This window comes from Runella sp. (assembly GCF_965279615.1).
GTDB lineage: Bacteria > Bacteroidota > Bacteroidia > Cytophagales > Spirosomataceae > Runella.
On record NZ_OZ257252.1, the window covers coordinates 3,892,261 to 3,919,080 of the forward strand.

Annotated in this window: 40 protein-coding genes; 36 read left to right on the forward strand and 4 right to left on the reverse strand. The window is 44.7% G+C overall.

What is annotated here, in order from left to right; translation table 11 throughout:
* Positions 1-46 precede the first annotated feature (46 nt).
* From ACQY73_RS16505 to ACQY73_RS16540, 8 genes are all read left to right on the forward strand, one after another.
* Positions 47-517 carry an SH3 beta-barrel fold-containing protein gene (locus ACQY73_RS16505; protein ID WP_428668048.1) on the forward strand — a complete coding sequence of 157 codons (471 nt, stop codon included), beginning with the start codon at positions 47-49 and terminating at the stop codon, positions 515-517.
* 102 nt (positions 518-619) lie between these two features.
* Positions 620-745, forward strand: a complete 126-nt coding sequence (locus ACQY73_RS16510) for a hypothetical protein (RefSeq protein WP_428668050.1) — start codon at positions 620-622, stop codon at positions 743-745.
* A gap of 8 nt (positions 746-753) precedes the next feature.
* Positions 754-888, forward strand: coding sequence for a hypothetical protein (locus ACQY73_RS16515; RefSeq protein WP_428668052.1), 135 nt, complete (start codon positions 754-756; stop codon positions 886-888).
* Between the two features lie 26 nt (positions 889-914).
* On the forward strand, positions 915-1,118 hold the full coding sequence (locus tag ACQY73_RS16520) for a hypothetical protein (protein WP_428668054.1): 204 nt from the start codon (positions 915-917) through the stop codon (positions 1,116-1,118).
* 20 nt (positions 1,119-1,138) lie between these two features.
* Positions 1,139-1,396: a hypothetical protein gene (locus ACQY73_RS16525; RefSeq protein ID WP_428668056.1), complete on the forward strand. Its 258-nt coding sequence runs from the start codon at positions 1,139-1,141 to the stop codon at positions 1,394-1,396.
* A 27-nt stretch (positions 1,397-1,423) separates the two neighbouring features.
* Positions 1,424-2,059, forward strand: a complete 636-nt coding sequence (locus ACQY73_RS16530) for a hypothetical protein (RefSeq protein WP_428668058.1) — start codon at positions 1,424-1,426, stop codon at positions 2,057-2,059.
* On the forward strand, positions 2,031-3,140 hold the full coding sequence (locus ACQY73_RS16535) for a hypothetical protein (protein ID WP_428668060.1): 1,110 nt from the start codon (positions 2,031-2,033) through the stop codon (positions 3,138-3,140). The genes ACQY73_RS16530 and ACQY73_RS16535 overlap by 29 nt, the downstream gene beginning before the upstream one ends.
* Positions 3,034-3,858, forward strand: coding sequence for an AAA family ATPase (locus ACQY73_RS16540; protein ID WP_428668062.1), 825 nt, complete (start codon positions 3,034-3,036; stop codon positions 3,856-3,858). Before ACQY73_RS16535 ends, ACQY73_RS16540 begins: the two co-directional genes overlap by 107 nt.
* A gap of 118 nt (positions 3,859-3,976) precedes the next feature.
* Here the strand turns inward: ACQY73_RS16540 and ACQY73_RS16545 are convergent, their stop codons facing one another.
* Positions 3,977-4,879 carry a hypothetical protein gene (locus ACQY73_RS16545; RefSeq protein WP_428668064.1) on the reverse strand — a complete coding sequence of 301 codons (903 nt, stop codon included), beginning with the start codon at positions 4,877-4,879 and terminating at the stop codon, positions 3,977-3,979.
* A gap of 31 nt (positions 4,880-4,910) precedes the next feature.
* Positions 4,911-5,207: a hypothetical protein gene (locus ACQY73_RS16550; RefSeq protein WP_428668066.1), complete on the reverse strand. Its 297-nt coding sequence runs from the start codon at positions 5,205-5,207 to the stop codon at positions 4,911-4,913.
* Between the two features lie 191 nt (positions 5,208-5,398).
* Here ACQY73_RS16550 and ACQY73_RS16555 point away from each other — a divergent pair, with 191 nt between their 5' ends.
* The gene (locus tag ACQY73_RS16555) at positions 5,399-5,551 is read left to right on the forward strand and encodes a hypothetical protein (RefSeq protein WP_428668068.1); all 153 of its coding nucleotides are present in this window, start codon (positions 5,399-5,401) and stop codon (positions 5,549-5,551) included.
* Positions 5,552-5,585: 34 nt separating this feature from the next.
* Positions 5,586-5,864, forward strand: a complete 279-nt coding sequence (locus tag ACQY73_RS16560; RefSeq protein ID WP_428668070.1) for a helix-turn-helix domain-containing protein — start codon at positions 5,586-5,588, stop codon at positions 5,862-5,864.
* A gap of 90 nt (positions 5,865-5,954) precedes the next feature.
* Here the strand turns inward: ACQY73_RS16560 and ACQY73_RS16565 are convergent, their stop codons facing one another.
* On the reverse strand, positions 5,955-6,116 hold the full coding sequence (locus ACQY73_RS16565) for a hypothetical protein (protein ID WP_428668072.1): 162 nt from the start codon (positions 6,114-6,116) through the stop codon (positions 5,955-5,957).
* Between the two features lie 388 nt (positions 6,117-6,504).
* Between ACQY73_RS16565 and ACQY73_RS16570 the strand changes: the two genes are divergently transcribed.
* The 20 genes from ACQY73_RS16570 (at position 6,505) to ACQY73_RS16665 (ending at position 19,384) form a co-directional block, all read left to right on the forward strand.
* On the forward strand, positions 6,505-7,020 hold the full coding sequence (locus ACQY73_RS16570; RefSeq protein ID WP_428668074.1) for a terminase: 516 nt from the start codon (positions 6,505-6,507) through the stop codon (positions 7,018-7,020).
* On the forward strand, positions 7,004-8,197 hold the full coding sequence (locus tag ACQY73_RS16575) for a PBSX family phage terminase large subunit (RefSeq protein WP_428668076.1): 1,194 nt from the start codon (positions 7,004-7,006) through the stop codon (positions 8,195-8,197). Before ACQY73_RS16570 ends, ACQY73_RS16575 begins: the two co-directional genes overlap by 17 nt.
* Positions 8,198-8,226: 29 nt before the next feature.
* Positions 8,227-8,751, forward strand: a complete 525-nt coding sequence (locus ACQY73_RS16580) for a hypothetical protein (protein WP_428668078.1) — start codon at positions 8,227-8,229, stop codon at positions 8,749-8,751.
* A gap of 4 nt (positions 8,752-8,755) precedes the next feature.
* Positions 8,756-8,956, forward strand: coding sequence for a hypothetical protein (locus ACQY73_RS16585; protein ID WP_428668080.1), 201 nt, complete (start codon positions 8,756-8,758; stop codon positions 8,954-8,956).
* A 217-nt stretch (positions 8,957-9,173) separates the two neighbouring features.
* Positions 9,174-9,812: a hypothetical protein gene (locus tag ACQY73_RS16590; protein ID WP_428668082.1), complete on the forward strand. Its 639-nt coding sequence runs from the start codon at positions 9,174-9,176 to the stop codon at positions 9,810-9,812.
* Positions 9,812-10,063, forward strand: a complete 252-nt coding sequence (locus ACQY73_RS16595) for a hypothetical protein (protein WP_428668084.1) — start codon at positions 9,812-9,814, stop codon at positions 10,061-10,063. The genes ACQY73_RS16590 and ACQY73_RS16595 overlap by 1 nt, the downstream gene beginning before the upstream one ends.
* Positions 9,999-11,711, forward strand: coding sequence for a hypothetical protein (locus ACQY73_RS16600; RefSeq protein ID WP_428668086.1), 1,713 nt, complete (start codon positions 9,999-10,001; stop codon positions 11,709-11,711). Before ACQY73_RS16595 ends, ACQY73_RS16600 begins: the two co-directional genes overlap by 65 nt.
* A complete protein-coding gene (locus tag ACQY73_RS16605; RefSeq protein WP_428668088.1) occupies positions 11,620-12,120 on the forward strand; it encodes a hypothetical protein in 501 nt (166 codons plus the stop codon). Before ACQY73_RS16600 ends, ACQY73_RS16605 begins: the two co-directional genes overlap by 92 nt.
* A 31-nt stretch (positions 12,121-12,151) precedes the next feature.
* Positions 12,152-12,409, forward strand: coding sequence for a hypothetical protein (locus tag ACQY73_RS16610; protein ID WP_428668090.1), 258 nt, complete (start codon positions 12,152-12,154; stop codon positions 12,407-12,409).
* 30 nt (positions 12,410-12,439) lie between these two features.
* Positions 12,440-13,300 carry a hypothetical protein gene (locus ACQY73_RS16615; protein ID WP_428668092.1) on the forward strand — a complete coding sequence of 287 codons (861 nt, stop codon included), beginning with the start codon at positions 12,440-12,442 and terminating at the stop codon, positions 13,298-13,300.
* A gap of 95 nt (positions 13,301-13,395) precedes the next feature.
* Positions 13,396-14,442 (forward strand): hypothetical protein, encoded by a 1,047-nt coding sequence (locus ACQY73_RS16620; RefSeq protein WP_428668094.1) that lies wholly within the window; start codon positions 13,396-13,398, stop codon positions 14,440-14,442.
* A gap of 92 nt (positions 14,443-14,534) precedes the next feature.
* Positions 14,535-14,903 carry a hypothetical protein gene (locus tag ACQY73_RS16625; RefSeq protein WP_428668096.1) on the forward strand — a complete coding sequence of 123 codons (369 nt, stop codon included), beginning with the start codon at positions 14,535-14,537 and terminating at the stop codon, positions 14,901-14,903.
* 19 nt (positions 14,904-14,922) lie between these two features.
* Complete coding sequence (locus ACQY73_RS16630; RefSeq protein ID WP_428668098.1) at positions 14,923-15,183, forward strand: hypothetical protein; 261 nt, start codon at positions 14,923-14,925, stop codon at positions 15,181-15,183.
* Between the two features lie 2 nt (positions 15,184-15,185).
* Positions 15,186-16,460: a hypothetical protein gene (locus ACQY73_RS16635; protein ID WP_428668100.1), complete on the forward strand. Its 1,275-nt coding sequence runs from the start codon at positions 15,186-15,188 to the stop codon at positions 16,458-16,460.
* A 9-nt stretch (positions 16,461-16,469) separates the two neighbouring features.
* Positions 16,470-16,661, forward strand: a complete 192-nt coding sequence (locus ACQY73_RS16640) for a hypothetical protein (RefSeq protein ID WP_428668102.1) — start codon at positions 16,470-16,472, stop codon at positions 16,659-16,661.
* Positions 16,661-17,122, forward strand: coding sequence for a hypothetical protein (locus ACQY73_RS16645; RefSeq protein ID WP_428668104.1), 462 nt, complete (start codon positions 16,661-16,663; stop codon positions 17,120-17,122). Before ACQY73_RS16640 ends, ACQY73_RS16645 begins: the two co-directional genes overlap by 1 nt.
* Positions 17,100-17,684, forward strand: coding sequence for a hypothetical protein (locus ACQY73_RS16650; protein ID WP_428668106.1), 585 nt, complete (start codon positions 17,100-17,102; stop codon positions 17,682-17,684). The genes ACQY73_RS16645 and ACQY73_RS16650 overlap by 23 nt, the downstream gene beginning before the upstream one ends.
* Before the next feature lie 237 nt (positions 17,685-17,921).
* Positions 17,922-18,458, forward strand: a complete 537-nt coding sequence (locus tag ACQY73_RS16655; RefSeq protein ID WP_428668108.1) for a hypothetical protein — start codon at positions 17,922-17,924, stop codon at positions 18,456-18,458.
* The gene (locus ACQY73_RS16660) at positions 18,395-18,694 is read left to right on the forward strand and encodes a hypothetical protein (RefSeq protein ID WP_428668110.1); all 300 of its coding nucleotides are present in this window, start codon (positions 18,395-18,397) and stop codon (positions 18,692-18,694) included. The genes ACQY73_RS16655 and ACQY73_RS16660 overlap by 64 nt, the downstream gene beginning before the upstream one ends.
* A gap of 132 nt (positions 18,695-18,826) precedes the next feature.
* A complete protein-coding gene (locus ACQY73_RS16665; protein ID WP_428668112.1) occupies positions 18,827-19,384 on the forward strand; it encodes a hypothetical protein in 558 nt (185 codons plus the stop codon).
* On the opposite strand, the gene kdsB is transcribed toward ACQY73_RS16665, so the two are convergent.
* Complete coding sequence (gene kdsB, locus ACQY73_RS16670) at positions 19,381-20,142, reverse strand: 3-deoxy-manno-octulosonate cytidylyltransferase (protein WP_428668114.1); 762 nt, start codon at positions 20,140-20,142, stop codon at positions 19,381-19,383. The two genes, ACQY73_RS16665 and kdsB, sit on opposite strands and share 4 nt — an antisense overlap.
* Positions 20,143-20,258: 116 nt before the next feature.
* On the opposite strand from kdsB, the gene ACQY73_RS16675 reads away from it, so the two are divergent.
* The 6 genes from ACQY73_RS16675 to ACQY73_RS16700 all read left to right on the forward strand — a co-directional run bounded on the left by ACQY73_RS16675 (position 20,259) and on the right by ACQY73_RS16700 (position 26,811).
* On the forward strand, positions 20,259-21,056 hold the full coding sequence (locus tag ACQY73_RS16675; protein WP_428668116.1) for a hypothetical protein: 798 nt from the start codon (positions 20,259-20,261) through the stop codon (positions 21,054-21,056).
* 31 nt (positions 21,057-21,087) lie between these two features.
* A complete protein-coding gene (locus ACQY73_RS16680) occupies positions 21,088-21,465 on the forward strand; it encodes an SHOCT domain-containing protein (protein ID WP_428668117.1) in 378 nt (125 codons plus the stop codon).
* The gene (locus ACQY73_RS16685; RefSeq protein ID WP_428668119.1) at positions 21,455-21,649 is read left to right on the forward strand and encodes a hypothetical protein; all 195 of its coding nucleotides are present in this window, start codon (positions 21,455-21,457) and stop codon (positions 21,647-21,649) included. Before ACQY73_RS16680 ends, ACQY73_RS16685 begins: the two co-directional genes overlap by 11 nt.
* A gap of 124 nt (positions 21,650-21,773) precedes the next feature.
* Positions 21,774-24,950: a tape measure protein gene (locus ACQY73_RS16690; protein WP_428668121.1), complete on the forward strand. Its 3,177-nt coding sequence runs from the start codon at positions 21,774-21,776 to the stop codon at positions 24,948-24,950.
* A 157-nt stretch (positions 24,951-25,107) separates the two neighbouring features.
* Positions 25,108-26,049, forward strand: coding sequence for a hypothetical protein (locus tag ACQY73_RS16695; RefSeq protein WP_428668123.1), 942 nt, complete (start codon positions 25,108-25,110; stop codon positions 26,047-26,049).
* A gap of 609 nt (positions 26,050-26,658) precedes the next feature.
* Positions 26,659-26,811 (forward strand): hypothetical protein, encoded by a 153-nt coding sequence (locus tag ACQY73_RS16700; RefSeq protein WP_428668125.1) that lies wholly within the window; start codon positions 26,659-26,661, stop codon positions 26,809-26,811.
* Positions 26,812-26,820 lie beyond the last annotated feature (9 nt).

The window sequence follows — 26,820 nt, forward strand, 5'->3', positions numbered from 1 at the left end:
AAGACGGTGTAAGAATCACATATCTAATAGATTAATTCCTAAAACTATGAAAAAGTCAGTAAAAAAGTCATTAACGCTTGCCGCTAAACTTCGCAGAAACCTGCGCATGGGCAAAGTCTGCCGGGTTGAATTTATCAAAGTGGAGGACGGTAAGCTCACCCGCCGCTACGTCAGAGCCTTATCATCTGAAAACATCAGGGGTACGGGCAGAAAAAAGCCCAATAAAGCCCTGATCTGTTTTTTTGACATCACCAAGGATGATATACGTTGCTGTCGGGCCGAAAACCTGCGGTCAGTACAAACCATGGCGCAGGTAAAACGCGAAGAGATCGCCCGTGACCGCTACAACAAAGCCATCGAAGTAGCTGAGTTCTACGATCTGTCGGTACGTGATGCATGGCCGATTGTCCTTGATAAAAAGGCGCTGAATGCCTACGAAGCGCACCGATTGGAAGACTACTACGAAAGCGGCGAATACGGCTTTGATGCCGCCGACGCCAAACACGATTTTTCATAGGTTAATTTTTAGGAATAATCGGAATAACGGGGGACTGTGTCCCCCTGCATTTTCCTAATGACCTTCCCTGTTTTTCTCAAAACTCTCTAACTCCCTAAACGCATGCAAAAACCGGTTATCACCGATGACGACATGGCAGCCGCCTTTATCGTGCATCTTGTTTGCGGCATTGGCGCCCTTGCCGCAGTTGCCGCCGTTCTCTACGGAATTTCAGCCCTTATCACCTAACCGGTCGGATGAAAAAGTACACAAAACGCCCAAAGGACTATTTCACGCCGTTTGTCTTGGTGTTCTTCATCGCCGCCATGCTCAAAGTCGTGCATTGTCTTATCATCATGGCCAAAAACGGCGCATTTGATAATCTCTTTTAATTCACACTACTCTAGCTGATAACACCATGACCTTTAAAGAATCCCTGACTCAATTTTATGAACAAAGTCGTGCCTATGACCTGACGGTTGCCGAACTGTATTCCCCGGCTCCCGAAACGGAAAGCGACTTTGAAAAGATCATCGCCAAAGTTTACGCGGCATGGCTGGCCCTGCGTGACCGCCAAAAAGAGCATTTCAACTTATTGTCGGACCCTGAAACGATCATTTAACACCTAAAAAAATTCATCCAATGGAAAAGCAAAAGTATTTAAAAAGCAAAGGCGGCGGGCAATTCTTTCAACTGCTCTCCGAAACCGAAGTCAAGGTCATCAGCCTGTATGAGTTCAATCCGATCATTGAACGGCGTCGCATTTCGTCGACGATCATTACAGAGCTTAAATGCGTCCCCTGCCCCAAAGAAGAATTTGAAGCGGCTCAGCAGACAGCCATGGAGCTGCTTGACCTGCCCGTACCCTTTTTGGTTTCCGCAGTTGTGGAACATGTTTAATCCATTCACCTTCCAATCATTAACATCATGCAACTCTCACCCAACATTTTGCCTTTATGGCAATCCTCTCCGGCCAACAAACCGGCCGGCTTACTGCGCCGAACTCCCCGCAAACGCCTGTCCCTTCAGGCTCAGGCCGAACTCATTGCCGTCATTAAAGATTCGGCCGTTCAAGATACCTTAGTGATCGCCGTGCGTGCAGAGGAGTTGCTCGGAGAAAAAACGCTGGCCGACCATCACATTTTCCTGCATGGAAATCACCGACTCAGTCTCTGCACTGACAGCACAGTGATTCTGTGCGGAACGGCCCGCCTGTACCTTGAGGTGCAGGGGGAGGCCCAAGTGACGCTGAAGGCTTCAGGCGAGGCAAATTTTCACTTGGAAGCCTCCCAACATGCCCGTGTGTCGGTGCTACCGGCCGAACATACCGAGGGTATAGTTGAAACATGGGATACGGCCCAAATCATTGTTGATCTCTCCGGCGAGGCACGGGCTACCGTTGATACCTTCAATGAGGCAAGGGCCGTCATTACTGCCCATGACTGCACTTGGTGTGATGTCAATGCGGTGGACAATGCACAGGTCATGGCCTGTCTGTCGCCGGACTGCCGCTTTACGGGCGAAAAGACAGGCAATGCTCAAATCATTGCTATTGTCCAATGACCTTCACCCTGTTCCAACGACCCGCCGTTCCGTCTTGCTGTGGGTCGTTTTGTTTTTAATCAATCAACGTATAAACACAACGGTCATGAACCCCATTGCCCTTCCCATCCCTGCCAAAGGCACTCCGGAGCCGTCCTTTTCGGGCGTCTGGATTCCTGATTATGTCTGGAGCGATAAACGTTTAAATCTTACGGAAGCGGTGCTGCTTTCACAGATCATCTATCTTTCCAAGCGGTCAGGCTACTGCGATGCCAACAATGCCTATTGGTGTGAATTTCTGCGCATGACCGACCGCAACGTGGGCCGTCTGATCAAACGGCTGGACACACTGGGCGTGCTGATCGTTAAAAACCCAACGGGCAAAAATCGCCGTTTGGTACCTGTAAAAGGCAACCCCGACAAATTTGTCGCCCCTGAAAACAACCCCGACAAAAATGTCCCTGTTGCAGGTTCCAACCCGGACAATTTTGTCGGGGTTAAGCCTCGCCGCTTCATTCAACCCCGACATTTCCGGTATACCAACCCCGACATTTCCGGTATACCAACCCGGACAATTTTGTCGGGGTTCAAGATATATAAGGATTTAAAACAGTGCTTAAAACAAAAGGTAAAACAGTGCAGTGCAATGCGCGTGCGATGGGAATTGATTTTTCCAAAAAAAGAAAATCCATCCGTACCGCAGGGGCAAAAAAAAGAAAATCCCCCCAAAGTTCCGGGTGTTCCCCCCTTTTCTGACGACGATCATTTGTTTCGGGAAGATCCGCTTTTTCAAAAACCGCAGTTCGATGCTCTGTTTGCCGGGCGTTACCCGGAACTTGACGAAAATCACTATTACTCGCTGGTGAACCAATGGGCACACAAAGACACTGACGCCTTTGTCAAACGAAGCAATTGGGCCTCAGTGATCCATCAGTTCATTGTTCGGGACGAACAGAAAGGAAAATTAAAGTTTAAATCATCAATTCAAACCAAAAATGGCAACCGCATCCAACCCGCCGCAACTCATTCAGACAACCGCCTCCGCCCAGTGGGAAAAGAGCCGATCAACGGACGAACAGCCGGAAGCTGGAAAAAACTATGAACACATTGAGCTTACGGACGAAGAAATGGCCGAAGCCCTGTTTCAGGCGCGTAAGGCCAAACATTTTCTGTTGGAAAGGCAGCGTTACGCTCAAAAGATCAATCAGCCCGCTCATCCTGTGTTTACATCGGTTGATGAGTACACGGGATTTGTGCTGAAGCAGTCGGGTCTGGAGATTTTGCCGCAGGACAAAAAGGTTTTTCATACGCTTACCGCCTACTTTTTCGGGGTACGTAACCAATACACCGAGGAACTTGACTTTCAAAAAAGTATCATGCTTTTCGGCAATACCGGCGTAGGAAAATCGACGATGATCAAAGCGTTTTGCAACAATCCCCGCATTCCCTTTCTGTACGCTGATACGCTGGAAGTAGTCAACGAATACGAAAAGGACGGCCCGCATGCCATTGATGATTATACCCTGCTGATCGACAATCCCAACCGATTGCAAAAGTATTTCGGGCATGCCAAACTCGGGATGGTATTCGATGATCTGGGCACGGAAAACACGGGCATCAACTTCGGTAAAAAGAAAAACGTCATGGGTGAGATCCTGCTGCTGCGCTACGCCAACTGTCCGGGCCCCTATACCCACGTAACGACCAACAACACCACGGATGAATTTTTGGAGATGTACGGCGTGCGCGTCTACGACCGAATGCGCGAAATGTACAACATCGTTGAGTGGCCTGCCGATGCTGAATCACGCCGCAAATAATATTACCGAAATCATTTAAAACCAACCAAAACAATGAATCCAATCAATTTCCCTGAGTCCAATCGCACTTATGTAAAACCCAATAGCGTGATGGATAAGCAGTGCAGTTTAATAAAGATTAAATATCTAAAATTTGACTACCCAATTCCATAAGTAAGTCTTTAAAATTATCAAATTTGGTAAGGTCTTTCTCAATAAGAAAGCGGAGAATTTTATAAATAAAGAAAATTTCTACAGAAACTTTAACTAACTCTTTCAAAAACTTAATCGTAGTATTAGGCTCACCACTCAAAAGTAATACCGGTTTTATCAGCAATCTTGGGGCAAGATTAAATATTAGTAAACACACCAAAAATGCAAATCCTAATACCAGCTCTGCATTCTCATTATCAATAATTCCCCAATCTTCAACACTCAGAATTCCTTTGAATAGAAAATAAGTAACTATCCAAATTAAAACAATTGATATGAAACAGGGCATAATCTCTCGTATAATTGTAAAATAAAATGAATAATTGCGTTGGGGAAACTCTCTGATCTTAACCACAAGATGACTATATATTGGCATGTAAATACTATGTATGTATAACTTTACAAAGAGTACAATTTGAACAAAAAATGCAATAAATACCAACAGGATAATCCCTGTATATGAAAGCAAAACCATTATAACATTTCTGGATTCTCCGTAGACATATACTGCTTTTTGTATTCTATCATCATACAGAACTTTTATCCGTTTGCCGATACGTATGTTATCTTCATCTAAAAACAATCCTCCCTGTATTGGATATGGTATTCCTGAACAGTGAATTTTCCAACGAACAGGTAATTCTACACCATTACGACTATGTGCCATTACCAGGCGCGATGAAGTAACAACTGCAATTTTTTCTCTGCCTGTCATGCTAAGTTTTAATGGGATATAAATAGAACCGAATATCACGCATACTCCAAAAAAAGCTATAAGGCCTGCAAAAGCGGCAAACAGCAGAAATAAGAGTCCTTTAATAAAGTCCATGGTCAGGATATTATTTTTTTGCCAAATCTACTTAATTCGAATAAAGCTGCGCCACAAAGTTCAAATAGTTCTCCAAAGTGATAATGATTTCCTCAGCATCAGTCATGACCAGATTGTGCCCAAACGATTTTTGAGCGTTCCGAAGAAAATCCATGATCGGTTTATTCACTATAACCTCTCCGAGAATTCGAATGGTACAGTGCGGGTTGAGGCCGTCAATAATGTAGCTGATGGCAAACAGATGATCTTTGGATGGTGCGATGGTAATGCTCAGTCCCGTGATCGGACAGAGTTTGTCCGCAAGCAGGTAATTGTTTAGGTCTTCCATAAAGCAGAGTAAAAGTGTCGGTAATATACAAGTAATATACAAAAGTCTTGAATTTGAAAAGCTCCTTAAAACGGGGCTTTTTTTGTGCAGAAAATTTTTGTAAAAAACAGTAAAAATATCTCTTCGTTTTTTTGTTTCGTTACGAAACAAATCCTATATTTGTACAGTCAATTAAACAAAACAACACGGCAATGTATGAAGGAATAAAAAAGAAAGTAATTCGGGACATCAGGGATTTGGAAATGATTCTTACCCGAGACCAAGAGGAAATGACCGAAGAGGAAATAAATGAGATACTTGAAAAACTCGACATCCTCTACGAACTCCTCAAAATGTTTGACTAATCAACGGGGCTCCGGCCCCACTAACTATATTTTTATGAGCAAAGAGGAATTTGATCGGCAGAAGTTCAAAGAAATAATGGCCCGTGCCGATGAGACCATCAAAGAGGCAAAGGCTATCTTAGACCAAAACGGCGTAGTCTACAATCTGGGAGAGTGGCTGACAGTAAAGCGTTACTGTGACAGATTCGGTATACCCAACACACAGACTGTCACCAACTGGATCGCGCGGGGAATCATCCCGCCCGAAAACGTAGTGGAAATCGCTGAGTTGAATAACATTCGGTTGATTAAGGCTATTAAATATCTTGATTGAAGTTTTGTTTAATTGACATTTGTACCGAATCCCCGTCAGCATTGCAGGCGGGGATTTTTATTGCTGCCAAACTTCTTATTCATTGGCTTTTCATGGCGCATACTTATAATACATATCCCGTACAAATTCTCCGAACCCCAGCCATATCAGTACACCTTCCCATTCCATCAGAAATATCAATTGTACAGTATATGGATTAGGTAACGGCAATCCCAAACAGGAAATGTTCAGGATTCTTTTTAACAGAAGCATCTTTTTGAGGTTACTTTACGTATGTATAAAAATCTAATCATGCTGATCGGCAAAAAGCCATGCACTAATGCTGTATTACTTTTTTGCTGAATCTTTAATGAGTGGTGAGGCTATACTCCTTTTTTAAGAATAAATTCTGAACCTCTGATATGTTTTCGCTAAGTTCTGCTATACCTACGCAGTGTCCCAACTGTAAGAGTACAACTTTTATACGGTCTTCCCGGCCGTTTTTAGTTCAAACATTTCTGGCTTTTTTGCCGGTTAAATGTTACCGGTGTCATAACTGTCAATACCGTTATTATAAATTATAGTCTTACGCCAAACGCTGCACTGTTTATTCCCGCTCTGCCATTTGCATTAATTACAACAATTGATGTAAATTTGGGCTATGCCCGGCCGACCTACCAAATACGACAGATCATTTGTCAAATTAGCCTACAATTACTGCTTGTTGGGGGCTGATGATGTATTTTTATCCAAAGCCTTTGAGGTGAATGTAGACACCATCTACGAATGGAAGAAAAAGCATAAGGAATTTTCCGAGTCCATAAAAAGAGGGAAAATGATTGCTGACGGCACCATTGCCGCCTCCCTGTTCAAACGGGCGAAGGGATTCAAATTTGAAGAGGAGACCTTTGAACGGGTCAAGAAACATCAACAACCTTTACCGTCTGAAAATAATCCTCATCCCGAGCCTGTTGTTTCCGATAAGCTTGTAGTCTCCAAGCGGGTTATAAAGTACTTTCCTCCCGACCCTTTATCCATGATCTTCTGGCTTAAAAACCGTCAGCCTGAGATGTGGCGTGAAAAACCCGAAGGTAAACAGCCCGATGACGATAAGCCGAAACCGCTATGGCTTAAATCCACTAATTTAGACGAAACTGCCGATGGACCTGACGAGTAAATACGTCGGGGTTCGTAACTACGTCCATAACCCCAATCTGCGCTTTTTAGAGAAAGAAATTGCCAATTACCGCGTATTGGCACTTCAAGGAGGAACTCGTTCGGGTAAAACTTTTGGGGCCATTCACTTTCTGATTCGCTGTCTTTCTCAATACAGCGGGCTGACCATCTCCATTGCCCGCGAAACATTCCCGGCCCTGCGAGGCTCGGTGATGAAAGATTTTATCAGTGAGCTCAAAGAGGTGGGCATGTATTCCAAGTCCGATCATAATAAAACCTACAACGAGTATCACTACGGCCGCAATGATGTTGAGTTTTTCAGCATCGACGATGAGCAAAAGGTAAGGGGACGTAAGCGGGACATTGTCTTTATCAATGAAGCCAATGAAATCTCATTGGAAGTCTGGCGGCAATTGATCCTTCGTACAACCTCCAAGATCATCATTGACTACAACCCGTCAATGCCCGATTCCTACATCTACGATGAGGTTTTGCCCCGTAACGACTGCGCCCACATTGTTACGACCTACAAAGACAATCCGCATTTGCCAAAGGCGCAGGTAGCGGAAATTGAGCTGCTTCGTGATACGGATCCTGATTACTTCTCAGTTTTTGGCTTAGGTCAGCGGGGTACCAACCGTATCAAGATTTATGTTCACTGGAAGATCATGGGTACAGGATGGCCTGTGTGGTTTGACGAAGAATCATACGGGCTTGACTTTGGATATAACAATGCATCATCTCTGGTACATTGCGGACTGCGTGACAATACCAACTTTTGGGAAGAAAAACTCTATGAGCCGGGATTGAATACACCGCAGCTCATTGACCGCCTCGGCAATATCATACAGGATAGAAATATTCCCATTTATTGTGACAGTGCCGCCCCTGAGAAAATCACTGATCTGCAAAATGCGGGATTCAACGCCATGGAAGCTGAAAAGTCGGTCAAAGACGGCATTGACTATGTACAGGCCCACCCCCTTTATATTCATGAAGACTCCGCTAATCTCCAAAAGGAGATCAAGAGGTATCAATGGAAAGTAAACAAACTGACAGGTATTAAATTGGAAGAACCCGTCAAATTCGATGATCACGCCATGGATGCGGGGCGTTACGGCAGTTATTCGCATTACCGATTGCAGGGCTACAGAGTCAGATCAAGTTCAAACCGATAATATATTTTTTAACATAATCCCAAATAATCATGAAACAGAATGGTATTGTTTTAGAAGTTCAAAGAGGCATTGATAATACGCCTTCTGATGCAAAGGGTAATTATTCAGATGGTTACCACACGTTTAATGAGTTGTATGAATTCAGGAAAATCTACAACGCTGCACTATTTAATGAATGGGCAAGTATGGGTATTTACGAGGTTCATAAAAGTAAAAAGCACTTTGATGGAGATGAGTGTTTTGGAGGTGGATGGTTTATTGTTGTAGCTGTTTTGCCAAGTGGGCAGATATCCAATCATTATGAAGAAAAAGATTGGGATTTATTTAAATGTCCGGAAGTTGAGAAAGCTAAATTTCCCTTTGATGGGCACACTTCACAGGATGTGCTACTTCGAATTAGCGAATTGATTCAAAGTAAAAAGCAGCTATCTAAGTCACAAATACCACAACATCAAGTAGCAACAGGTATGAAAGCTTCAACCTCACTAAAAGGCTGTCCATTCCATTATTGTGATAAACAGCCGGTATGCGAGGCGGCATGTAGATATGAATAACATCATGAAAACACTCTCGGAATTTTGGCGCGAAGATTATTTGGTCAACATCATGCGTCAGATCGAAAGCCGTTACAAACGCGGTTTACTGCGCATTTGGGTCATTGCCGCCATTGACATCAAAGGTGACCGAGCCTCAATAAAATGGTACAAGCTTTCTGAACCTTTGACCGATGAAGAGGTGAAGGAAGTGTACGGATATTAGCCCCGTAAACGCCTTGCAGAAAAATATTTTCTCTTTTTTGCTTAAATACATCAATTGTTGTAATATTGCAACGGTCGCTTGTCGGGTCGCAGTATAGGTTGTGTTATTGACGGCACTTCCGATACTGCAAACTTTCTTTCAGGCACGACCAATCTTCCCCCGCAGTGACGACCAACCCCTTTGTAAGTGCAATACTTCACTTTAAAAACCTTATAAAATGCCGTCACTCATTTATGCCTGTAGTCCCACAATCGCCACTGTGGCGTCTTTAACCCAAAACATCTGTAAGCATCCCGGCAAAGAGGTCAAACTCGCCTTTATGCAGATTTTGGGAACGGCCGACTTTACCACGTCGGCTACCCCCGGCACCGACATTACGCTGCAAAGTGTATGGACAGACAAGTTGGCACTGAGCACCACTTCACGCATTGTTCTCACGCCTGAACTGGAAAACTTTGCCATTCCCGCCACCGAAGCCCGTGCCGTCGAAACACAGTCAGCCCGCCGTATGGTCCGTCTGGCCAACGGTGCAGCCATTTCCGTTCCGTTCCGCATTGACAGCATCACCGCTGCGGACGTGGCCGAGATTCGCAAAATGTTTGCCCTTTCCAACCGCTTCGGACAGCCTACCAAGCTGGCTTTTATGCCGATGTACGAAAACAACATGGTACGGGCTAAAAAGTCCACAACCAACTATTTCGGCATTCCCATCTATTCGGCGCAGGTGTCCGACCCGATCAAGTCGATTGAGGACGATTGGGATTACGTGACCGGCTCATTCATGCTGCCTTACGGATGGTCAGTCGGTACTGAGCTTGTAGATATCGCTTTCTCACCTTTTGATCTGCTTCAGTAATGGAAAAAGACGACGCTCCAAAACCCAAAGTCAACCTGCTTTCGCAGGATCACCCCGAAGGCAAAGAACCCATCCCGCTTGAAACCGATTACCAGCACGCTTTGAAGATTTTCGAGATTCAAGCCAAATCAAACAGCAGATGCTGGACTGTGAACCCTGACGACAAAAACTACGAAATCAACGAAAGTGGCATACTCACGAGACGCAATAAAGGAAAGGATAAAGCAGCCCAGGAATCAGTCAATTCTTAAAGTTGCCGCTGCTGATAATGCCTGGTGCAGGTTCCATGCCCGTAACGCTACGCGCATCGGTGATCTGGGTTCTCATTTCTTTCGGTTTCGTGACAAGGTGCATTCCATTATCACGGTACCCAAGAAACAGGATACTTTTTGGAAGGTCTTTGACATTCCGTTGATTTCAACCAACATTATTCAGGACGCAGCGGATGAGTTAAACCGCGTCTTTACGGCCAATGACCGTTACGAAGAAATGCAGTTTGCCACGCCCGAACTGGCGCAGGATTTTCGGGAGTATCTACAAAAGAGCAAACTGGGCAGCATTGATTCCGACCGGGTTTTCAATCTGGTCATGGAGCAGCCGACCACGTTTGCGGTCTTGGATTTGCCCGCTGAGCAGACAACGCTGTTCCCTGAGCCTTTTGTGACGTTTCTGGAGGCCGATCAGGTGCATGATGCCGAAAAAGACAATGCGGGCAACGTTGACCTGATCATTTATAAAACCGATCTGGGCTTTGTCGGCATTGACGATGCCTTTTACCGCGTTTTCGACAAAGATACTTTTGAGTACAAATCGGAAGTGGCTCATTTCTTAGGCTACTGCCCTGCCTGCCTGATCTGGGGCGATCTGCTTTCGGGTTCCAATGGCCTGCGTACCCTCGGCCCCATCATTCCGATGGTTTCCCTGCTTGACCGTTACGCCATGCAGCGGGCTTTTGAGCGGGATGTTGATCTCTACGCCGCTTTTCCATCGATGCAGGTACCCGAGGAAACCTGTAATTACGTGTCAAGTGAAGGCAGTCGCTGTTCGGGTGGGTATTTCAAAAAGGCGCACAACGAATACGGGGTTTGTCCCGATTGTGAGGCGCGCAAACACCGTGGCCCCGGCACGGTGTACTACATCAAGCCCGCCATGCTCAAAGACGGCGTGACGAAAGTGGCCTCGTTTATTGAAGCCTCGACCGACCCGTTGAAGTACTACACCGAGAAGAACGACGAACTGGAAAAGCGTCTGTATGAAATGCTGACGGGCAAGAAAAAGCAGGATACCCGCAAAGATGCCGTCAATCAGGATCAGATCAAAGATGAGTTCGAAGCCCGCAAATCCAAGCTGAACTATTGGGCGGAGAATATGCAGACGGTTCGCACTTTCATCATTTCCACGGCGGCAAAGCTTCGCTACGGCAATGCGTTTGTCAGCTACGTTTTCAAGAACGGTGATCAGTACCATTTGGAGACGCTGACGGATATGCTGGATGAGTTCGACCGCATGAAAAAATCAGGACTTCCCGTGTACCTGTTGGATGAGCAGCTTAAGAAAATTGAAGCTCTTATTGTGCGCAACAACAATACGCAGGAAAAACGGCTGGCCATTATGCGCCTCTTGGAGCCTTACCGCAATCTGTCGCTGAGTCTGTTGGACCCCGCCTCGGTAGAATACCGCATCAAGGCCGATCTGCCGCAACTCATTGAGCAGTTCGAAATGGATAACAATATCACCATTGAAGAGTTTGGCTCAAAAGCAAAACTCTCAGACAAACTTAAATCAATTCAAACTCAATTAATTCGCTATGCAAAACAACGAAGCGGACTCAGCATCACTCCAAACCTCGGAGGGGGGTCAAACAACCCCGACCCCAAACGAGTCGAACAAGTCGCCTGAAACGACGCCCGCAACTGCTCCCGTAGCAACGCCAACGCCGTCAACGACCAAAGCAACTGAGCCAAAAGCAAAAGCTGCAACTGCTCCCGTAGCAACGCCAACGGCTCCACAGGAAAACACCAAAGCGCCCGTGGCTCAACCGCCCGTAGTTGAAACGCCTGTGGTTGTACCTGCCGATAAAACCTTCAAACATTCCATGGATGATTCGGAGGTATTGACCGTCAAAGGTGCAGACCTTGGACACACGTACGTCATTGAGAAGTACCTCAAAACGGGCAAAAACACCCGTATTGTTGAAAAAATGACGGGGGCACTGGTACCGGTTCACAAAGACGACTTTGAGAACTACATGAATTCGCTTAAAAAGCTGGGCAACATCGAAACCAAGATTTTGCACGAACCCCAATAAAGAATTTAACAATCTTTTAAATTTTATAAAAATGCCAGAGCAAAAACCCTCATTAGGTCGCATTGTCTTTTTCCATCCGGGCAACAGCGTCGATAAGCAACTTCCTAACGGCATGGAGGCTGCACCCGCCATCATCACACAGGTATTCAGTGATACGATGGTTAATTTGTCACTTTTTTTGGCGTCACCCGGCGGTGAGCCTGTGCGTCAGGAATGGAGTGTAAGCCACAAAGATGCAGAATACCTCATTGAAGGCTCTCATTATTGGGATTGGCCTCCACGCGTTTAATCAATTACCCATTTCTAACCACCCGTACAAATGACCTTAGCGCAATTATTGGCATTACTTGCCGAAAACCCCGATTTAGCGAACCAATTTTTTTCCTCTGCGGAGGTAACTGCCCATTTTGCCAAAGATGGCAGAGTGCTTAAAACCCAGGCCGACATTGATAAAGCCATTGCCGATGCCCAAAAGCTGGGAGACGGTGAGGCAGTGAAGCGAATCAACGAAGCATGGGGTAAAGTGTTTTCCGATCAATTGGGCGTTCAAAAGCCCAATGGTGTTAAAGAGATTGACTTTTTTCCTGATGAAATCAAAAAACGTCTTACCGTGCAAACTGACCCAAAAAACCAAACCGACAAAGACCTTTTGGATACAAGGATTAAAACCCTTGAAGATGATCTGAAGAAAGAGAGAGAAGCAAATGCCAACAAGGAAAAAACCCTTTTCGAGCGCACAAAAAAGGCCACGGTAGATGCTCACATCAATTCCTTAAACATTGCCATTCCTGCCCATTTGAAAACCAACGAGGAAATTGAGGCCTACCGACAGGCGCAACGTAACCTCGTGCGGGCTTCGCTTCTGGGCATGAAAGCCGAAGAAACCACTGACGGTTTACTGGCTTTTTACGGAGAAGACGGCAAAGCCTTGGCCGACGCTGCGGGCAAACCCTTGGGCGTGGATGCCATTACCAAGCAGTTTTACGGGCCGTTGTTGGCTCCCAGCTCTCACCAACAGGGCGGCACGGGCGGAAACCCACAGGGCGGTTCCGGTGGAAAATACAGCGTTCCGTTTGCCGAGTTTCAAAAGGCACTTGCCGCGCAGGGTATTGCCCAAGGCAGCGAGGAATTTAACAAAGAGTTTGCCGAATACGAAAAAGTGAATCCCACTTTGCAGTAATCAATCCATAGTGCATCAGAGCCGGTCAGGCGACCAACCGACCAACCGCAAGCGACGGAAACGAAATCAATTTTCTAACCGTCAATTTTATTACAATGGCTCTTTTAGATGCTACCATATTTCAAAAGGGTACCTCCATTGCCACGGATACATTCAAACAGGATGAACTCCGTAAACCTGAAATGGGAATCGTAAACGGATTCATGGAAGGTACCAAGCGTGTGGTTCGCGCTGATGAACTCGTTAAAATGCGTGACCCGAAACGTCCCGTCGAAGTCGCAGTACTCAAGCGCTTTGACCCTGACATCGGCACGGTTCGTTCTTTGAATGTTACGCCATCACAATCGCAGTCGGCGGTTGTTGGCTTAAACTGGTTTACCCGTACCTTCTCCCTGATCTCAGTGGGTGCTTACAACGCCTCGAACTGGTTCAGTGCGGCAACGCAACTGGCCTTTGATCTGGAGCAAAACCTACGGGCGGTGTACGGTACCGATGGCGACAGCTTATCGGCGTATTGCGTGGCGTTTTTGGAGGCGTCCATCAATCAGGCACTGCCTGCAACTGCAATTCCCGGTCTGGCCATCAACGGCGCCAACAACAAGGTAACAGCGGCCATCAATGATTTCTACATCAAGATGCCTGCCTACCTGCGCGAAATGCAGTTGACCGGTCCGTACCACGATTTTGCCAACGTCGGAGCCTACGCTCAGGAGTTGTACCGCAAAACCATGGGTCAGTACCAGGGCCAAAACCTTTCGATGCTCGGCAGCGGGTTTGATACGCAGTTTGATACCGGCATTGTGCCTTCGGGCTTGGATGTGGAACTCCACTACCTTGCTCCCAAAGGCACATTAGGGCTTTTGAACTACGTCGAACACGATGCCCGCTCGAAAACCGGCGGTGTGACGGGTGAGGGTTCGTACGATGAAGGTCGTTTCATGTTTACGTGGGTCGATCCCTTCGGCATGAGCTGGGGAGTACTGTTTACCGGTACTTTCAAAGACCTTTCAGGCACGTATGGCGCAGGTTTTGAGCGTGTGTACGTGCGTCAATGGGACTTTGCCGCTGACTTTGCTGCCGTGAAAGCGTATAGCTCAACCGCCAACCGTTCGGTTGTGGTAAAAGCTTCGGCTGTCGCATAGATAGTAATGCCTTTTGGCTGTTTTTTGGTGAATAATTCCCCTTTACCCCCGTCCGCGTTGTGGCGGGGGTATTTTGTTTCAAATGGCTCTTTATGAAAAACATTCTGACAACCATTCCCAAAAGCAAATTTTCATCATGGGAAGTTGCTGAAAGAGTTTTACGAAAATGTGACGGAACAACCGAATGGGATGAAGATGGGCCAATGTTCCGGCTCATCAATACCAATAACCTGCCCAAAAGTATCGTATTGGGTGAATCGGTCTGCTACATGGTTTTTGATGGACTCATCAGAGGCTATTTTGACATTGTGGATACTGACCTTTCCGAGCATTACCGATGGACGCACGACATCGGCAAACTAAGAAATACAAAGTGCATTGTAATGGCCAATTGGCACCCTTGCCCCAATCTTATTTATACAGGTTTTCAGGGGTGGAGGTATACCGAAATGAGACCTTAAACTTTAAATCAATCCATCAATGGAAAATTGCACTGAAAACCAATCTGATTTAGCAAATGCTGTCAATGTTCTGACCGATGCTTTAAGAAAAGACAAAAGCCTTAGACAAGCCTATGTTGCAAACATTGCAATGGCATTCAAGGATAAATACGATCACTATAAAAATGAGAAGGGTTTATCGGTCTTGGACAGTCAGGATATTCACAATATAGCCAATGGAGCCGCCGAGTATTTCATCCAGGTTCTTTGTGATGAAATTCAATATCCCGAAGGGAGGTAATTATGATACGAATCAAAGATATTCAGCCCGCCATGACGGGACTGGTAGGGTTCAGGCCCTCATTTGATACTCAGGATGCTTTTCTGACGGCCGACCTTTTGACAACATCATCGGGGTTGTACGTGGATGGTATGCATCCGCTGTTGACGCTTCGCAACATTGAGGCCGTCATGCAGGCAAGCCCGTTTACCAAAATGGATGAGTATGACGCAGGCAAAACCTATAAAAAAGGGCAGGTTGTGGCCAATGGTGATAAGTATTGTAAATCCCTTCAGGACAGTAATACCAATCATCCTGTAGACAATGGTGCATGGTGGGAACCCACGACACTTTTAGCGGAATTTCTACGAAGAAAGTACGCCGATGCCGTTTCATCCGTGGTCAATTCGGTCATTATTTCCAAAAAAACAGCCGGGGCTTTCAAATCGCTGCTCATTGAAAAGCAGCTCTTTCACGGAGAGGGGTCGACCATCATTGCCAAACAGGGGCGGTTTGTGGGCTTTCAGATCAAAGGACGTTATGAGGACGTATTGATGATCATTCAAAAGGTGGGCATTCAGTTATCAGCCAATCAGACGCTTACGCTGTACCTGTATCACAGCAGCCAAGCCGCGCCCATTGGTACGGTGCAGGCCGTTTACACCAATACCAAACGGTTTCAGTACGTTGACTTTAAGATAGATGCAGAGCCTCCCAAGCTGACGTTTTCGCCCGATGCGTATTATACTCTTGGTTATTACGAAAGCGATCTGACGGGTACAGCCTATGATGCTCAGTGGGATTTTCTGGGAGAGAATTGCAGCGGTTGTGGCCATCCCAACGCCATGAACCGCAGTTACTGGAACCCTTACGTCGCTGTGCGTCCGATTGCCGTGACGACAGGTTTATTGGAAAACGACAAAACCCAAACATGGCTTGAATCCGAAATGGAGCTTTGCAACCTGACGAATTGGGGGCTTAATCTCATTTTCGGCATTCACTGTGACATTACGGATCCGGTGATTCGTCAGAAAGAGAATTTTGCCGTGGGCATTGCCGAAACCCTGAAAGTCAATTTGCTTCAGGAGATCATGTTCACCCTGCGCAATAACAAAGAAGCAAGTGAAGCCTCTAATCTGGCGTTTACAGAGCTTGGTTCAGAGTCAAACAAGTATGGCAATCCTCACTTAAAACTGCAAAAGGTAATCGATGCCATCAGCTTTGATTTTTCAGGACTTTCGGGCGTGTGTTTGCCGTGTAATGATGTGGCGTATGCGGTTAGAACAGGAGCCATTTAACACACTGCCATGAAAGAAGAATTTGGAGAATTGAATGTTGGCTATACATTCCGAAGAGACGGTTTGTATTATGTACGGGTAACTAAAGCGGTTGAAGGTGGTTTTAAACTGCACGAAGCAAGATTCCATGACATTAAAAACGCCTCCGAAATCCTGCAAAGAGAATTTGGTATAGAGATCACTAAAATCGTTCATATCTGATGGTTGCAAAAGCATTCACAGGGCTGTTGGATGGCCTGAAATCCATCGACATTGCCGTATTGGTCAAAGCCTCGGTGGAAGCTCACAAAGCCGAAATCGAAGATTTGAACATTGAGCAGCTCAATGCGGGTCAGGACGCTACCGGCCATGCCATCACTCCGCCGTATGTGCCGTTCACGATCATTCACAAACAGGCCAAAAATCAACCAACCGACCGCGTGACCCTGAAAGACGAAGGCAGTTTTCATAAAAGTATTTTCGTAAAAACGCATCAAAACGCCTTTGAAATGGACGCCACTGACCCCAAGACGGCGGCACTCGTGGGTAAATACGGTGAGGAAATCTTAGGGCTGACCGATAAAAACATTGACGAAACCGCCGAGATCATTGAAGAAACGCTGGTAAAAAGCTTTGAACAGAAATTTGACAATAGCACTCATGCATTCAAAGAACCCCGTTAGCATTACCCAAATCCCCAATGCCGTGGGATTGGATGCCGTCATTCAAAAGATCACTGATACGTTGTGGACTGTGCCATGGATTCAACATGTCTATGGCCGCGCATGGACACAGGTCACAGGCCTTGGAGACAAGCCCAAAGCGTTGCCTTTTGCCTATTCGGGAAAAGGAGAGTATTTCGCAGTACTGGAAAATGACTTTTTGGCTTCGCAGACCTTCATTAAGATCGAAGGTCCCGAAAAATACCCCGAAGGGGATGTCGGCAGGCGGCTGGCCCGTACCGAAGCTACGCGGCAATTATCCATCATCGTGTGGGTGAATCTTGAAAAGATCAGCTTTACCTACAAATCGGATTATCCCTATACCGAGAATCTGAAAGCCGATCTGATGGAAAAACTGCGGCGGCTATCGTGTTTGAAAAGTTTTGATGAATACACCGACGAACCTCTGGAGGTTTTCAGGGGTTATGACGTTTCCAAAGTGGATTTGAGGTACTTCAAATACCCTTATGCCGCCATGAAATTAACCTTTACCGCTAAATACTATTCACCATGCACGACTTGATAGATTTGATCATTGTTGTCAGCCTTGCTGTTACTGCTATTATGTTTTTGGGGTGGAAATGGAAGTTTTTCGCCGCTACTGAGTCGTATTTTAAAAAAACGACGTGTTTTTTCTGTTGGTCATTTTGGGTTAGCCTTGTCTTTTTTTTAATAACAAAGGTAGGTGCCGGGGCAATTTTGGGCGCACTGTGTTGCGCTACAATCGTTTCTTATCTCCTACCACGAATCATTCTGACCAATGAAAAAAATTAAACTCAATACCCTGACGCTGGAGCTTCACGACTCGATGTCTATTCCGGCGGTTGCCGAGAACTTCTTTCATTTCTACCTCATTAATCAGTCAGGTACCGGCTCAACCATTGAAGATGTGCGCCGCCATTATTCGGGTGCCATTCTGCGCCTTCAGACAGAAGATTTGGCGGGAGCGGTCATTGAATTGGAAAATGCCGATTATACTTTGCAGAACATGGCCATGAATTTCAATCCGCTGCACTGCGCATGGGCGTGTCTCATTGCTAACATTGATGGGGAGCCTTTGAAGAATTATGACCACGATTATTTACAGGGTATTGTACAGCAATGCTCTGACGATGGATTGACTGCCACTATTTTAAACGAAAGTTTGGAAGATGTAAAAAAAAACTGGAAGCCGAACTCAAACACTTCTTTCCTGAGCATAGCAAAAAGTTGGATCGACAATCCATCGCCCGAATGGAACGTAGACGTAAATACATCATTGCATCTGCCGAATGCGTCATTGACCCGGAAAACCTAAAAGCGCAGGCCGAAAAAAGGGCGGCGTTCGTAAGTTTACTAAGGGCCGACAAACCGCCGATCTTCACACCCGAGCATCCCAAAAACGTCTTGGTGCAGCACCTGAAAGCCTTTCAAAATACCCTGACCATTCTGGAGGAAAATGGCTGTAAAAATGCGGGGGAGCTCACCGCCTTTGAACTGCTGACCAAAATGGAGTTCTACCAAAAACGTAACGAAACTACAACTGACGAATAGGATTGTTTAAGGTTTCAACCGCTTGATAACTTTTTTAAGCCTTGATTAGTATAATTTTCATAATCCTATCCTTCTGAAAAAGTAAAATAGCGCGTTCAATATCTTAACCTTAATCCTTAACTTATTAATGTTATGAATTTAAATTTACTAGAAATTGTAGTTGCTGCGGGTTCTGTCGTTTCCTGCATTGGTGCTGCTGTATCTGCCTATTATGCTCTCATTGCAGGAAGGCTTACAAAAGGCAATATATCTTATCAGTTTTATACCAGATACTGTGATGAAAAAATGCACAAAGCACTTCAAAAGGTAGGGGCCTTTAAAAAAGAATATACAGAAAAACATCGAGAGGAGTTCATTAATATTTGGTATGCTGCATACCTGAATAAAGAAGGATGGGCATTGGAGCTAGAAGATGCCAGACGTACAGTTAAATATTTTTATCGGGATGTAGCAACGTTACACCAAGATGGTTGCATAAATGACGCTACTGCAGAAAAAATATGTAGTGCAGGAGGAATTGTACTTTTTACAGAATGTATATTACCAATGGAAAAAAAGGTGAATCCTCATCAATTTTATGATGAATATTACCCAATACCACTAATAGCTGAAAAACTAAAAAAAGAACGTGATGTCTTTAAAAACAAGAAGGCTGGCGATAAAAAACCTAAATTTAAATACAAAGGCTAGCTTATATTTATTTTATTTATAATCTTCATTAAATCCTCTTCTGTATTTACATCCTGCGGTTGATAGGTTGTAAGCTTGGCTTTTATTTTAAAACCAGCCTCCAGCCACCTTAATTGTTCTAGTGATTCTGACAATTCCAAAGTAGAGGGTGGTAATTGAACAATTTTACTAAGTATGTCTGAACGATAAGCATACAATCCGATATGCTTAAAATATTTATGATGAATGGGCCATTCTTCTTGGGTAACTTGATAAATGTAAGGAATAGGATTTCGACTAAAGTAAAGAGCATTACCATTGTTGTCAACTGTTACTTTGACTTCATTTATGTTTTTAAGAATATCAGGTGATTCAATAAGACATATTTGTGTGGCAAGTTCTATACTGCCATTTAAAGTTGCTGCTAATTCATCTATCTGAGCAGGCTCTATAAAAGGCTCATCGCCTTGGATATTTATTATATAATTTAATGCATCTGGTACTATGAATTTTTGACTCACCAAATGTTGATATGCCTCCCAACAACGATCAGTGCCACTAATATGGTCTTTTCGGGTCATAATAGCCATTCCATTTAAATCACTTATAACCTTGGCAATTCTTTCATCGTCTGTTGCAACTACAACCATAGACAATGACTTCACTTGCTTGGCCTGCTCAAACACTCTTTGGATTATTGGCTTACCTTTAATTTTAATCAATGGTTTACCGGGTAAACGTTCTGCAGCGTATCTGGATAGAATAATTCCTATAATCATGGGTTAATTCATTTGATAAGACTTCAATAATTTCACGCTCAAAATAAGCAATTTTTATTTTATCTTTACACCTTACAACCCCCAAGTGACCGAAGCAACCTCTAAGCTTTGGTACAATGCAACGAAACAAACATAACTTTCTACGCTGGTTCGACAATCAGGCAGAAACCCTAACGCCTATTCCGCATCCACTTATTGACGATGATGCCGAAAACCCCATGCCCATTTTGGTACCCGGAGAAACGTCGTACTTCTATATCAATACCCCTGACTTTGTGGCCATCGGCGGCACAGACCCTGTTGATGTGAAATTGTATACATTGGCAGGGGTGTTTGTTGTCAATGTCGGCACAGCCAATGTACTCACCATTCAAAACGGGGCTAAGTTTCACAACTACGGCAGCTTTACAGGTCCTGCGGTTGCCGACGGTTGCTACCGACTTCAGATCGGGGCTAATTACTCCAATACCGTGCAGATCATTAGTGATGCCGAATACATTCGGTTGAATACGGTTGTGGTAAAGTTTCGCAATAACCTGAAATCGCATTTGTTTGGGGTATACTATGCGTTTCTGCCCACGTTTTACCAGCAGTTTCGTTTGCCCATTCTGGACAATGCCGAAGATGTTATTTTTGATGGGGAGGTATACCGGGCGGAAACCACCGGTAAGGAACGGGCCTACTCGATCAACTCCAAAAAGACGCGCACCCTAACGTTTGCTCCTGCCGATAAGGAGACCAATGAAGCCATTGAAACCCTGAAACAGCACAGCCTGATCTATGTCAATGGTATTGAACATGCACCCAATCTTTCCAATATCGGCAGGTTGGAATATGACCCGACATTGTCACTGAATATCAATAGAATAGGCTTGGTGGATAATTCGGAAGCTGAATTGAATTACTGCCAATAATTGGGTAATTTTGTTAAAAACAATTGCTTTTATGCTTCTTTCCGTGTTTGTCGCCGTCCTATTGGTCTATTATCTGAACTTCAAACGTCCTGACGACCGTATCAGCCGCCGTGAATACGAGGCGGCTGTTCGTGATCTTAAAAAGCAGCACGAGCTGGTACTTACGAAAGATGAATTAAAGATCGCTTCCAAAGACGGGCAGCATGTAGCTTTGTTTGAATCGGAACGGCAGGAACTTTTAAAGAAAGCACAGTCGGCGTTACAGATAACCCGGCAGGTGTGGATAGACGAATTAAATAGACTGCATGATGCCGGTCAAATTTCTGATGAGGAGTTTGATCGTGAAGTGAATAAATGGCTTGATGAGGCAGATAATCATAAAAATAAATTTATAACAAATGAGCAATGATCTTGAGAAAAAAAGGCAGGAGCTTATCAATTCAATTGAAAAGACTATTGCAGTAGCCAACGAAGCACAAATAGATATATTAAAACTGCAACTGAAATCGGGAGCAATCACTGAGGAAGAATATCAAAAGCAGGCTGATTTTTACCTGGACGAAATAAATAAAACCAAGAAATCGGACGATTAGATAACCGATGCGGTTTATGACGGCTTTAGCTAAAGGGATTCACTTTAAATGAGTTCCTTTTTTTATATCTTTGCCCTGACCACTCCCCGACAACCGGCCAAAGCAACCTTTAACGCTTTGGCACATGATTTCATACCAAAAACTCTTTGATTTTGACGGCTTAGAGCGCAAAATCGGCTCTCTGGATGCTGAATATCAGAAGTTTGTTCAGCATACTGCCGATGGCAGTAACATTGTCAAAACGGCGCTTTCCTCTTACGCCAAAGAGATAACCGACCTGATCAGGGAAATAAAATCCCTTAATACCGCACAATCAGGATCCAATCAAAAGTTTGAGCAGCAATCCGAAAAGCTGTCAAACTCCATCAAACGACATGAGGAGTTAAAGGCAATCATAGCCTCTCTCACCGATACCCAAAAAGCCAACGAGATCAGCATTGACAACCTGAAAGGCTCTCTCAAGCTTTTACACCAAGAATACGACAAACTTGACCCCAAAGCCGCCGATTTCAAAGCCCAGCAGCAACAGATCGCCGATAAGGTCAAGCTGGCAAAACAGGCCATTGACGCCCAGAATACTACCCTCAAAGCGGTAAATCAAACCTTGGGCGGCGTTGTCAATACCTACGCCAAACTTTCCAAAGAAACCAACGAATTTCGCACACGCCTCAGAAACCTTGACAATGCCTTTGACATCAACACGGGCAAGATCAACAAGAATAATAAGGAAGCCGTCGCTTTACTGTATCAGATTCAGCAAAACGATGCGGCACTCAAACGGATGGATGCTTCCATGGGGCAACATCAGCGGTCAGTCGGAAATTATGGAAGTGCACTCAACGGGGTAAGAGGTAATCTGTTGGCTTTTACAGGTGCCGCATTTGGGGTTGACAGTGCATTGACTGCTATTACAAAAACCTTTGAAGTTATCAATAGTTTTGAGCGGTATCGTACAGCCTTGGAAGTAGCGTCGGGAAGTACGGCGCGCTTTAATGCCAATCTGGTTTTTCTGGAAAAACTGGCCAATGATACGGGTTCGGCTATTGAAGTACTTTATCCAACGTTTACCAAATTGGAAGCTGCGGCCAAAGGTACACGGTTGGAAGGTGGTAAGGTCAGGGATATTTTTGCGGGTGTTGTCAAGACGGGTGCAGCACTTAAATTATCCAACGAAGAGGTCGAAGGTACCCTCAAAGCAATTGAACAGGCCATCTCGAAGGGACGTATTCAGGCCGAAGAGTGGAGAGGCCAGGTCGGCGACCGTCTTCCGGGAGCGTACCGACTGCTTGCTGAAGCAATGGGTATTACCACTGCCGAGCTTGACAAAATGATGCAAAAGGGAGAGGTTTTGGCAGAACAGGTACTGCCGAAAGTTGCCCGTCAAATGGATAAAACCTATGGTAAAGACGCCGCCAAGAATCTGGAGACGATGGGCGGGCAAATGAATCGCCTGAAAAATGAGACCTCTTTATTTATTGATGAATTTTCCCGTGAATCGGGGGTTACCCGCTTTTTTGGCCGTGTCACCTCTAAAGTGGCCGATTTGGTGGGTCAACTTCGCGAACTATACCGTTTGGCAGGAAGCTCCAGTAATGTAACGGTTGACGGTCAAACGGTTGAAGATAAAATAGCAGCATTTCAGGGGATTGACAACAGACGGGCAATGAGCCGGGAATATCGGCGCATGTATGATCAACGTCAGGCTATCCAAGACCGTTTGGATTCCACCGTTTATGAAAATAAGGCGCAGTTGGAGGCCGATAAAAACTTCTTACGGGCGTACGACCTCATTTTGGCGGGCTATGATAAGGTATATAAAGCAGAGCTTAGAGAGGGTCAGCTCAGGGCTGAAAATGCCAAGAAAAACGATGCTGATAACAAGAAAAAGGAAAAGGATAAAGACAAAGAACTCACCCAGCTTGAAGCCCTTCTCAAAGATTTGGAAAAGCTTCAGGATGTGCTGTTGGATGATGCATTGGCCGACGTTCGTAACGGCAAAGCCATTGATCTGCCCCAAAAGAGCATCGACAAATGGAAAGAACTGTATAGTTACATCACGAAAATTTCCAAAGAAACAGGCTACGATATTCCTGCAAAGCTCAGAGAGTTTAATAATTATCTTGACCCTCAACGTGTCACGTACAGTGCCAATACACTTACGCCCAACTTGGACACGACGGCGTTAACACAGAAAAAGCCCATTAAAACGGCTGACTTTGAGGCGCAACGCAAAGCTCTTGAAGAAAGGCTTTTACTGGAAAAACAGTTTATATCCGAGCGCCAAAGTCTGGAAATCAGCTTTTCAAAAAGCCTTCGTGGAGTTAAGCAGAAAGAAAAAGAGGAGTTGATGTCGTTATTATCAGAGATTCAGGATGCTGAACTTAGGGGAAACAAAGAGCGTAAAGATGCAGCACAGGCAGAGTTTGACTTTAAAAAGCAGCTTTATTTACAGGATGTACAGAATCGACGTATGGTAGTGGAAGAGTCTATCCAACTGGCTACCATGACCGTGCAGGGAATTTTTGAAGTAACCAACGCCTACCGTGAACGTGATATCGCAGGTCTGCAAACACAAAAAGAGTATGAAATGAAATTGGCGGGTGAAAATGCCGAAGCCAAAGAAGCGATTGAGAAACGCATGGATGCCCGAATTAAAGAGCTTCGCATTAAACAGGCGAAAGATCAAAAAGCTTTGTCCGTTTTCCAAATCGCTACGGAGACGGCTGTTGCAACTATGAAAGCATACTCTCAAATTCCCGGACCATTGGGCATTGCCTTTGCCGCCATCGTGGCCGCACAGGGAGCCGTCAGATTGGCCACAGTTTTGGCCACGCCGTTACCGGCCTTTAAAAAGGGGACTAAAAACGCTCCCGAGGGTCCTGCCCTCGTGGCCGAAGAGGGAGCAGAGCTTCACGAATCACAGGGCAAATACTTCCTGCATGAAAAGCCGTCGATTGTGCCACTGAAGAGTGGTGATAAAATTTATACTCATGCCGAAACGACGCGGATGCTGGCCGATCAGTTCAAATCTCAGGAATTGAATACCGTCATAGGCCGCTCACAGATCACCTCTGACATGGCCAAGAATTTGCAGGTGTCACAGCAGAAAGCGCAGATAAATATGCATTATGCCATTGCCCAGCAGTTGAACATGAACATTGACCGTTTGGGAGGCAAGTTCAATGATGCGGTAGACAGGCTACCGAAAACTGATTTCTTTTTGGATGAAGATGGATTTAGAAAACGTATTCAGAAAGACAATTCAATAATAACGTATCGTAATGCACGACGGAGGTTTTAGCGCATATAACTCTCTTAGTACTACGCCGTTTACGGGAAACCGAAACGGCGTTTTTTTGGCCGTTACCGTTTAGTAAGTTGTGACTTAAAGATAGAAACAATACAATTATTTATTGAGTTTTTTGTATAAAACTAAAACACTTAATCTAAAACGTCACATGAAAAAAATTTGTACGCTTCTTTTGTTTGCGGCTAACACCGCCCTTGCTCAGTCCATTATTCTTGATCCGAGTGTCTCTGCCAGTGTCAAAACAAAAACCGCGACAGAAACATATGGTTTGGAGCATACCTCCGGAACGATTCGAATTAATACGTATGTTGAAGATGATCCCGGTTCTATTCACTGGGGTGGCTGGCTGCAAACCACCACTAATCACCCCTTGATATTTTCGACCGCAAACGCAAGTGTTCAGCTCTACCTCAGCAACAATGGAAACATTATTTTAAATCCAAGTAACGGTAAACCCGGCAACGTGGGTATCGGTCTGCCGGTATTGACTGTCCCTGCCGAAAAATTAACGGTTCAGGGCAATATTCGTGCCTCAAGTTTGGCAGGAACAGGTAGTAGAACTGTCAGCGCAGACGCTAACGGCACCCTGACCGCAGCAGTCCAAACTTATACCGTAATGATTCCTCCTCAGGATTTCCAACGACGTTACAATAGTGGCGGAGGAACATTTACCTCCCTCGGGTTCTATAGCGATGCTCACATAATGGGTAATAATATTTCGGAAGATCTGGTGGCGGCGGCAACAATACCCGTTGGTGCGACAGTCACTCAGGTGCAGGTATATTTTACCGACAATGACCCAACCAATAACCTTCGCTTTGTATTCAGCAGTACAGCGGCTGATGATGCCAATAGTATAGCTCATGCCACTTTGTTTCAAAATACCGCCAATCCACAGCCTTATACCATCACGACGCTGACAAGTGCTTTATTTTCCAGTGCAGTAACGGCCGAAAGATATTATACGATACAAGTATCGCCCGTCAATTCAACCGGGAACTACGGGACGGGCGTTTGGAATTACAATACCGCAACCCCAACTGTAAACCGTATGTCGGTCAAAGGGGTAAAGATCACCTATACATTATAGGAAGCTAAACGTAAAGACCTCTTTAAGTGAGAGGTCTTTTGTTATGAACAAATATACACTTTGATGAGAAGGGGTTTGGAAACGTCACAAAATTAGGAATAGTGCAATTTCTTATCGCAATTCGCGGCGCAGATTTTGACGCAGAATGATGAATTCTGTATAATTTCTACGAATAAAAATGCATTACTGAGAAAAAATATGTAAAAACTCTTTAGTTTTTTTTGCTAAAACAACCACCTTAAGTCACAAGAAATGCAGTATTAACATCTACACATCTAAGAGTGTAGTCAAAACTGTCTACACTGTACCTAATTTGCCTTCTGTACTACGTTCGGCACATTTAATATCTCCCATCCCCAGAGCAGTTATGATTGTTCCTAATGGCTTAAAAACACAAATTACATCAAATTTCTAAAATACATCAATTGTTGTAATTCATTGATAATCAACTGATTGCAAGTAAGTTGCATTTGGAAATGTACTTATAAAACATTAATTTTGCAGCGTAAAATAGCAATGCTATATTTCATGCATCGCTTATTAAACACAAATCTGAATGCAAAATGGTTGCTAGTCAGAATACACGTTAATATAAAAACTAAACAAAACATGGCACGACCAATTAAGGAAACACCCATATTAGAGGGTAGAGATGCGGCTCGTTTTGCCAATAACATTGCAAAGTCCGAAAAGACAAAAGTGTCCGCTGCAGAAATGCAAAAAATGAAGGAGAACTTCAAAAAATTTAAACTGGTTGACTAATATTCGTTT